This is a genomic window from Nocardiopsis sp. TNDT3 (genome assembly GCF_003427465.1).
GTDB classification, from domain to species: domain Bacteria; phylum Actinomycetota; class Actinomycetes; order Streptosporangiales; family Streptosporangiaceae; genus Nocardiopsis; species Nocardiopsis dassonvillei.
Window position 1 is genome coordinate 1 of the sequence record NZ_QPFC01000003.1, and the last position, 5711, is coordinate 5711.

General features: G+C 72.8%; 6 protein-coding genes. 1 reads left to right on the forward strand and 5 read right to left on the reverse strand.

Translation table 11 applies throughout. The features are described 5' to 3' along the window. From DQW06_RS00055 to DQW06_RS00070, 4 genes are all read right to left on the reverse strand, one after another. A partial coding sequence (locus DQW06_RS00055; protein ID WP_232832920.1) for a PfkB family carbohydrate kinase occupies window positions 1-597 on the reverse strand: 597 nt, incomplete at its 3' end. After that, window positions 594-1805: a D-mannonate dehydratase ManD gene (manD, locus tag DQW06_RS00060; RefSeq protein WP_013154291.1), complete on the reverse strand. Its 1212-nt coding sequence runs from the start codon at window positions 1803-1805 to the stop codon at window positions 594-596. The genes manD and DQW06_RS00055, both read right to left, overlap by 4 nt. A gap of 70 nt (window positions 1806-1875) precedes the next feature. Further along, window positions 1876-2913 (reverse strand): L-idonate 5-dehydrogenase, encoded by a 1038-nt coding sequence (locus DQW06_RS00065; protein WP_013154290.1) that lies wholly within the window; start codon window positions 2911-2913, stop codon window positions 1876-1878. After that, window positions 2910-4292, reverse strand: coding sequence for an MFS transporter (locus DQW06_RS00070; protein ID WP_117197719.1), 1383 nt, complete (start codon window positions 4290-4292; stop codon window positions 2910-2912). The genes DQW06_RS00065 and DQW06_RS00070 overlap by 4 nt, the downstream gene beginning before the upstream one ends. A gap of 125 nt (window positions 4293-4417) precedes the next feature. Between DQW06_RS00070 and DQW06_RS00075 the strand changes: the two genes are divergently transcribed. Beyond that, window positions 4418-5146, forward strand: a complete 729-nt coding sequence (locus DQW06_RS00075; protein ID WP_013154288.1) for a GntR family transcriptional regulator — start codon at window positions 4418-4420, stop codon at window positions 5144-5146. 51 nt (window positions 5147-5197) lie between these two features. Here DQW06_RS00075 and DQW06_RS29080 read toward each other — a convergent pair whose 3' ends face one another. Further along, window positions 5198-5368, reverse strand: a complete 171-nt coding sequence (locus tag DQW06_RS29080; RefSeq protein WP_013154287.1) for a hypothetical protein — start codon at window positions 5366-5368, stop codon at window positions 5198-5200. Window positions 5369-5711: the final 343 nt, after the last annotated feature.

Sequence of the window (5711 nt, forward strand, 5' to 3'; positions counted from 1 at the left end):
GTGGGAGGGGGTCACCAGGTGGGCGTGCCGGGCCAGTTCCGCGAGGGTCGCGGCGCCCTCCTCCCGCGAGGCCAGCCGCGGCCGGTGGTTGGGGTCGAACACGAACCTGCGGGCCAGGCGCGCCGCGGTCAGGACCGCCCGGCGCGCGCTGTCGGAGACCGCGCAGGCGATGCCGCCCGCCACGACCGCTCCCGCCGCGCCGACCGCCCCCTCGTCCAGGTCCTCGGGGGACAGGGACGAGCCCACGCTCCCGGCGCGCGCGTAGGAGAAGGCGCGCTCGCCCTCGGGGTCGCTGTGCACCAGGTACACGCCCTGCTGCCCGGGGCGGAAGCGCAGCATGCCGGTGGACACGCCCAGCTCCGCGACGCGGTCGGCGATCGCCCGCCCGAGCTCGTCGTCGGTCAGGACGGCGGCCAGACCGACCCTGGCCCCGGCCCGGGCCGCCGCCGCGGCGACGTTCAGGGCGTCGCCCGAGACACCGAGCCTGGCCGGGACCCCGTGCGCGACGGGGGCGTCGGTGGCCACCTCCAGCAGGACCTCGCCCAGGACGACGACGTCCAGCGGCTCGCCCCCACCCGTCAGTCCGTGTGTACTCACCAGTCGTGCACCGTTCCGTCGAGCCGCCGGTTGACCGGCAGGTACCTGGGTTCGTAGGGGTGGCGGGCCGCGGCCTCCTCGTCGAACTCCACGCCCAGGCCCGGGGCGTCTCCGGGGTGCATGTACCCGTCCGAGAAGGAGTAGGAGGTGCGGAAGACCTCCGCGTATGGGCCGGTGTGGCCCATGTGCTCCTGGATGCCGAAGTTGGGGATGGCCAGGTCGAGGTGGAGCGCCGCGGCCATGGCGACCGGCGACAGGTCACCGGCGCCGTGCGAGCCCGAGCGCACCCCGTACAGCTCCGCGAGCGAGAACACGCGGCGCAGGTGGGTGATGCCGCCGGTGTGCGACACCGAGGCGCGGACGTAGTCGATGAGCCGCTCGGTGATGAGCTGCTGGCAGTCCCAGATCGAGTTGAACACCTCGCCCACCGCCACGGGGGTGGTGGTGTGCTGGCGCAGGATCCGGAACGCGGACTGGTCCTCGGCCGGGGTCGGGTCCTCCATCCAGAACAGCCGGTACGGTTCCAGCGCCGCGCCCAGGCGGCCCGCCTCGATCGGGGTGAGCCGGTGGTGCACGTCGTGCAGCAGGTGCACGCCGTAGCCGAACTGCTCACGGACGTGGGCGATCATGGCCGGCGCGAAGTCCAGGTAGGCCGGGGTGTCCCAGGTGTCCTCCTGGGGCCGGTTGCCGCTGGCGGGCTCGTACACCCGGCCGTCCGCCGGGGCGATCCCGTAGGTCTTCTCCAGCCCGGGGACCGCGGCCTGGACCCGGATCGCCCGGTAGCCCAGGTCCAGGTGGCGCTGGAAGTCCTCGGAGAGCCCGTCCAGCGACGTGCCGCTGGCGTGCCCGTAGACCAGGACGCCCTCACGAGAGGCCCCGCCCAGGAGCTGGTAGAGGGGCATGCCCGCGGCCTTGCCCTTGATGTCCCACAGCGCCACGTCCACGGCGGCGATCGCGGTCATCGTCACCGGGCCGCGGCGCCAGTAGGCGCCCTTGTACAGGTACTGCCAGGTGTCCTCGATCCGCCGCGCGTCGCGTCCGACGAGCAGCGGGCACACGTGGTCGCGCAGGTAGGAGGCGACCGCGAGTTCGCGGCCGTTGAGCGTGGCGTCGCCGATGCCGGTGACGCCGTCCTCGGTCTCGACCACCAGGGTGACGTAGTTGCGGCCGGGTGAGGACACGACGACACGTGCGTCGGTGATCTTCACGGAATGCCCTTTCTGGATGGAGGGGAGGCGCCCGCTCCCGGTTGGGAGCGCCGGGCGCCCGCGGCGCGGCTCAGGCGAAGCGCAGCATGACCTTGCTGCTGCCGGAGGCGGGATCGGCCGCCGTCCGCATCGCCTCGTGCGCCTCCCCGACGGGGAAGGAGTGGGTCATGAGCGGGGTGACGTCCAGACCGGCGGCCATCGCGGCCAGGGCGTCGTCGATCTCCTCGACGAAGCGGTAGGAGCCGATCCAGGTGATCTCCCTGGTGACGAGTTCGCCCAGCGCCGCCGGGGCCTGCGTTCCGGGGAGGTTGCCCACCTGGACGAGGGTCCCGCCGCGCGCGGTCGCGCGCAGGACACCGCCGAGGGCGGCCGGGGCGCCGGAGGCCTCGAAGACCAGCTCGGCGTCCTCGGGCAGCGCGTCCCCGCGCGAGAGGTCGCGCGTGTCGTCGGCGCCCATGGCCCGGGCCACCTCCAGCGGGGCGCGCCCGAGGTCGGCGACGGTGATCCGCGCCGCCCCCGCGTGCCGGAGCGCGGCGACGACGAGCGAGCCGATCGGCCCCGCGCCGTTGACGAACACGTCCCGGCCCTCGACGCCCCCCACGGCGCCCGACGCGCGGTTGACGGCGTGGCAGGCCACGGCGAGCGGTTCGGCCAGCGCTCCGCTGCGGGTGTCCACCCCCTCGGGCAGGGGCCGCAGCTGCCGGGCCGCGACCTTCTTGAGGTCGCAGAACCCGCCGTCGGTGTGCGGGGAGAACGCGGCCGACCCGAAGTAGCGCACCCTCGGGTAGAGGTTGGTGCGCCCGGCCAACCGCTCCGGCATGCGCCCGTCGCCGACCAGCTCGGCCGGGTGCACGGTGACGGGCAGCCCCTCCTCGACGCCGGTCACACCGGGGCCCACACGGGCGACGCGTCCGGCGATCTCGTGGCCGAGCACGAGGGGGTCGCGCAGCACGGCCGTCCCCGAGCGGCCGTGGCGCCAGTAGGCCAGGTCGGACCCGCAGATGCCGCCCCACTCCACGGCGACGACGACCTCCCCCTCGCCGGGGACGGGGTCGGGGAGCTCGTCGACGCGCAGGTCCTCGGCTCCGTGGACGGTCACGGCCCTCATACGGCGTCCTCCAGTCGGACCAGGTCGCGTCCGCGGACCTCGGGGGACAGGTAGGCGGAGGCCAGGGTGATCAGGGAGTAGGCGATGATCATCGCCGACAGCGGCCACCAGGAGCTGGTCGCGGCGGTGAGCGTGGCGGCCAGCACCGGGCCGATCGCGGTGGCCAGGACGCCGCCGATCTCCTTGGCCAGGGCCAGCTGGGTGAACCGGGTGCGCGCCCCGAACAGCTCGGCCATGGTGACGCTCTCCACGGAGAACAGGCCCAGGACCGACAGGTTGAGCCCGACGACCATCGCGACGGTCACGAGCACGGTGTCGCCGGTCTCGATCATCAGCATCATGGGCACGGCGAACAGCATGCTCGCCACGGTCAGGAAGAGGTAGACGGGACGGCGTCCGAAGCGGTCGCCGAGCACGCCGACCAGGGGGACGGTGACGAAGCCGAGCAGGGAGCCGTAGACGATCGCGGACGTGCCGACCGCGTCGTTGAGCATCAGGTTGGCGCTGAGGTAGCCGACGAGGAAGGTCTGGACGATGCCGGAGTTGCCCGCCTGGCCGAAGCGCAGGCCGAGGGCGAGCAGGAACGCGCGGCCCTTGCGCTGGTGCAGGGCGGTCTCCAGTCCGCTCCTGTCCTCCTTCACCGCGGCCGCGGCCAGTTCGCTCCGGGACATCGCCACACCGTCGACGATGTCCTCGCGCTGCTCGAAGACCGGGCTCTCCTTGACGGAGAGGCGGATCCACAGCGCCAGGAGCAGCAGGAGGAAGCTCGCCAGGAAGGGGAGGCGCCAGCCCCAGGACAGCAGCTGCTCCTCGGAGAGCGCGAACACCAGGACCGCCCAGATCGCGGAGGCGCCCAGGGTGCCGGAGTTGGTGCCCAGGCACACCAGGGAGGCGATGAACCCCCGACGCCTGGCCGGGGCGTACTCCGCCAGCATCACGGTGGCGCCCGCGATCTCGGCGCCCGCGCCGAAGCCCTGGATCAGCCGCAGGCCCACGAGCAGGATCGGGGCGAGCAGGCCCACCTGCTGGTAGGTGGGCAGGGCGCCGATCAGGGTGGTGGAGACGCCCATCAGGGCGACGGTGATGAACAGGACCTTCTTGGGGCCGAGGCGGTCGCCCATGCGGCCGAAGTAGACCGCCCCGACGAGCCGGGCGACGTACCCGACACCGTAGGTGCCCATCGCCGCGATCAGGCCGACCGCGGGGTTGAGGTCGGGGAAGAAGATCTGGTTGAACACCAGGGCGGCGGCCAGGGAGTAGAGCTGGAAGTCCATGAACTCCATGGCGGTCCCCAGCCACCCGGACACGGAGGCCTTGGTGAGGTCCCGGGTGCTGCGCTCCCCCTGTCCGGCTGGCGCGGGGGGTGCCTGTTCGGTCATCGGCCGGTCCTTTGTGAAGGGCTTCCACCTGCGAAGAAGTATCGGGGAAACCGTACGTGAACATGATGGCAACTGACATACAAGCACTGCCATACCAGTGGCGTCAATGCCGGTAGACTCCCCTCATGGCCGACCAGACCCGGTCCGGAGGACCCCTGCTGTCCGCGCGGGACCGCACCCTGGACACCATCCGCCGCGCGATCATCACCCTGGAGCTCAAGCCGGGCACGCCCCTGTCGGAGAACGAGCTCGCCACCGAGCTCGCCGTGAGCCGGACGCCCGTGCGCGAGAGCCTCATCCTGCTGCGCGAGGAGGGGCTGGTGGAGGTCTACCCCCAGGTCGGCACGTTCGTCTCACTCGTGGACCCCGAGCGCGTCCGGCAGGCGCAGTTCATCCGGGAGGCGGTGGAGTGCACCTCCCTCGCCCAGGCCCGGCCCCCCTTCTCGGCGGACCACGTCGGCGATCTGCGCGTCCTGCTCGGCGCGCAGCGGGAGGCGGGCGGCGGCGACCACGACCGCTTCTTCGAGCTGGACGAGGACTTCCACCGCTCGCTGCTGGCGCTGGCGGGCAACGAGAGCGCCTGGCGGACGGTGAACGCGGCCAAGGCCCACCTGGACCGGGCCCGGCGGCTGAGCCTGATCGACACGCGCCCGATCGGGGAGCTGGTGGACCAGCACACGCTGGTCGTGGACGCGATCGAGGCCGGGGACACCGGGACCGCCGTGGAGGCCCTGCGCTCCCACCTGCGGGCGGTGTTCGAGGACGTCGGGCGGATCCGGGCCGCGTCACCGGAGTTCTTCTCGGACGGGCGGCCCCGCCGTCCCGTCCGCAGGACCGTGACCTCGCTGAGGTAGCCCCTGCGCCGCGGCGGCCGTCGGCTTCGGAGCCTCGGCGGGCCCGCGGTCCTAGCGGCGCCTGCGTCCCCAGCCCGAGCCGTAGCCCCCCGCGTGCAGCGCGAGGAACAGCAGCCCGGCGAGGGTGAGGGTCGTGGTGGTGACCAGGTCCTGGATGTTCTCGCCGAGCAGCTCCAGCAGCAGGGCGAGTCCGAACAGGACGGCGGCGATGACGGCGAACACGGTTACCTCCGGGGGTCGGGGTGGTGTTCGTGTACCCTCCGTGCGCGCCTGTAACCAAGCTGGTGCCCCGGGCGCCCCCGAGACCCGGGGGAACGCCCCGGAAAACACCCCGGGCCGGAGCACGCGCTCCGGCCCGAGGGGATGTCGGGGGTCTGGGGGCCTTCTCCCAGGAGAAACGACGAAGCGGCCCGGCGGGCGCGGTTACGCGCGAGCAGGGCCGCTCCGGAGTGAAGTGGACCCTGGGCAAGCCAACTACAACCCGTGGGGCGAAGCCCCACATCGGGTGTCCGGGGGTCGTCCGAGAGTGGAGTGGGCGATACAGGATTCGAACCTGTGACCTCTA